The sequence below is a fragment of the Longimicrobium sp. genome (assembly GCF_036387355.1).
In the GTDB taxonomy this organism is placed as follows: Bacteria; Gemmatimonadota; Gemmatimonadetes; order Longimicrobiales; family Longimicrobiaceae; genus Longimicrobium.
In genome coordinates this window covers 1-2,454 of record NZ_DASVTX010000105.1, presented here as the reverse complement: position 1 = coordinate 2,454, position 2,454 = coordinate 1, and the positions used below count along the sequence as shown (strand labels likewise).

The following is a 2,454-nucleotide window of genomic DNA, read 5'->3' as shown; positions in this document are numbered from 1 at the left end:
CCGCCGCGTGCAGGTGAAGTCTCCCCGTCTGTTTGGGGAGACTTTCCGCCGTTGTTGCGGCGACTTCAGTCGCTCAGCAGAGCTTGGGTCCGCGGGGCCCCTCCATGTCACGCCGCGGGGAGCGGCGTATCGACCGGGATGCGCGCCTCGAACACGGTGCCGTGCGGACCGGTTTGCGCCAGCGACAGGGTGCCGCCATGCGCCTCCGCGATCCACCGGGCAATGGGGAGCCCCAGCCCGGCGCCGCCCTCCGCACCGGCGGCCCGCGCGCCGCTTCCGCGAAAGAACGGCTCCCACACCCGCTCGCGCGTCCCCTCCGCGATCCCCGGCCCGGTATCCGCCACCCGGAGCACGTACTCTCCGCCCTCGCGGCGCGCGCTCACCTGCACGCGGTCGCCGCGCCGGCCGTGCTTGACCGCGTTCTCCACCAGGTTGCGCAGCATGCGCGAAAGGAGGACGGAATCGCCGTTCAGCGGCAGTTCATCGTCCGTATCCGCATCCAGCGCCACCTCGCGCGTGGCAGCAAGCGCGCGGTGAGCGCGCACCACGTCGGCCACCACCTCGGCCAGGTCAGCGTGCCCCAGCCGCAGCGGATATTCGCCCGCCTCGGCGCGCGACAGCGTCAGCAGGTCATCCACAATGCGCCCCAGGCGCTCCGATTCGCTCCACACCACGCCCAGCGCCTCGCGGTATTCCGACGCGGGACGCTCGCCGCTCAGCGCCAGTTCCGTCTCGGCCCGCACCACGGCCACCGGGGTGCGCAGCTCGTGCGCGGCCTCGGCCATGAAGCGCCGCTGCTGCGTAAACGCCGCCTGCAGCCGGTCCAGCAGGTCGTTCAGCACGCGGGCCAGCGCGCCCAGCTCGTCGCGCGGATTGCCGGCGGGGAGCCGCTCGCCCAGCCGCTCCGCGCCAATGCGGGCCGCCTGCCGCGTCATGGCGCCGATGGGGGCCAGGCTGCGGCGCACCAGCAGCGAGCCCGGGATCACGGCGATCAGCAGCGTGACGCCCACCGCGAACGCCAGCGCCCTGCGCGCGTGATCCCGCAGCAGCTGCTCCTGCCGCGTGGACGCGATGACGGCCAGCACGGCGCCGCGCCGCAGCGGCCGCGCGCCCACCCGCACGGCCGGGTCCCCGGGTCGCAGCCGCATGATGCGCGTGGGCGCAACCTCCGACCGCATCCGCTCCATCTCTGCCCGCGAGAACGGGGGCATCCGGGCGGAATCGCCGTCGTCCACCCCCGGCCTCACGCGCCGCCCCGCGCTGTCGCGCCCCATCCTTTCGCGCCGCACCCGGCCGTCCCGCGCTGCGTCGTCGTCCCGCGGATCCGGCGGAAGGTGCCCGGCCTCGGGCGGAGCCGGCTCGGCGTCCGCATCCGGCTGCATGGAGCGGGGAGGCGCCGCCGCGCCGGGGTGCGGGGGAGGATGGTGGATGAGCGGGAGGGAAGCGAGCGCGGGGATGGCGGCGAATGCTTCCCGCGCCACCGGTGGCCCGAAGGGCGGCGGCTCCGAGGCGGCGATCACGCGGCCGTCCGCGGCGTACAGCACCACGCGCCGGTCCGGCGCGTGAAAGCGGCGCACGGCCGCGGGCAGCCCGCGCTCGCCGCGCCCCCCGCTGGCCAGCACGGTGCCGGCAGTCTCAAACAGCGATGCGGTGGAGCGCGCCACCGTCATTCGGTCCAGCAGCGTGTAGGTGGCGACGGCCATCGCGACCAGCGCGACGGCCAGAATGGCCGCGTACCACACCGTCAGCCGCAGCCGGATGCTGTCAATCCCCATCGCCATCGGCCTCCCGGGAGAGCACGTACCCCGCGCCGCGCCGCGTGTGGATGAGCGGCGGCGCCCCCTCCGCATCCACCTTGCGGCGCAGGCGGTTGATGTACACCTCGATCAGGTTGGATGCCGGATCGTACCGCTCGTCCCACACCTTGTCGCTGATCTCCGCGCGCCCCACCACCCTGCCCTCGTTGCGCACCAGGTACTCCAGCAACGCATACTCCTTTGCCGTCAGCGGAATGGCGCGCCCGCCCCGCGCCGCCTTCTGCGCGTTGCCGTCCAGCTCCAGGTCCGCCACGCGCAGCACGTCCGGCACAAGGCTCTCGCCGCGGCGCAGCAGCGCGCGCAGGCGGGCGCGCAGCTCGCCCAGGGCAAAGGGCTTGATGAGGTAGTCGTCCGCACCTAGCTCCAGGCCGTGGATGCGGTCTTCCACGCCGTCGCGGGCGGTCAGAATGAGCACGCGCGCGGCGTTGCCCCGTTCGCGCAGGCGGCGCAGCACCTCGAACCCGTCCGGCTCGGGGATGCCGATGTCCAGCACGATGGCGTCGTACGGATTGACGTTGGCCAGAAACAGGGCGTCCTTGCCCGCGGACGCCACGTCCACGGCGAACGCGCTTTCACGCAGGTACCGCTCTACCGCGCTCGCCAGGCGGGCCTCGTCTTCCACCAGCAGACTGCGCAT

Annotated in this window: 2 protein-coding genes; both read right to left on the bottom strand. The window is 73.7% G+C overall.

Features of this window, described 5'->3' with window-relative positions:
* Positions 1–107: 107 nt before the first annotated feature.
* On the bottom strand, positions 108–1,781 hold the full coding sequence (locus tag VF665_RS04910) for a HAMP domain-containing sensor histidine kinase (RefSeq protein WP_331052297.1): 1,674 nt from the start codon (positions 1,779–1,781) through the stop codon (positions 108–110).
* Positions 1,765–2,454 (bottom strand): response regulator transcription factor (locus VF665_RS04905; protein ID WP_331052296.1); only part of this gene is annotated, 690 nt, incomplete at its 5' end. The genes VF665_RS04905 and VF665_RS04910, both read right to left, overlap by 17 nt.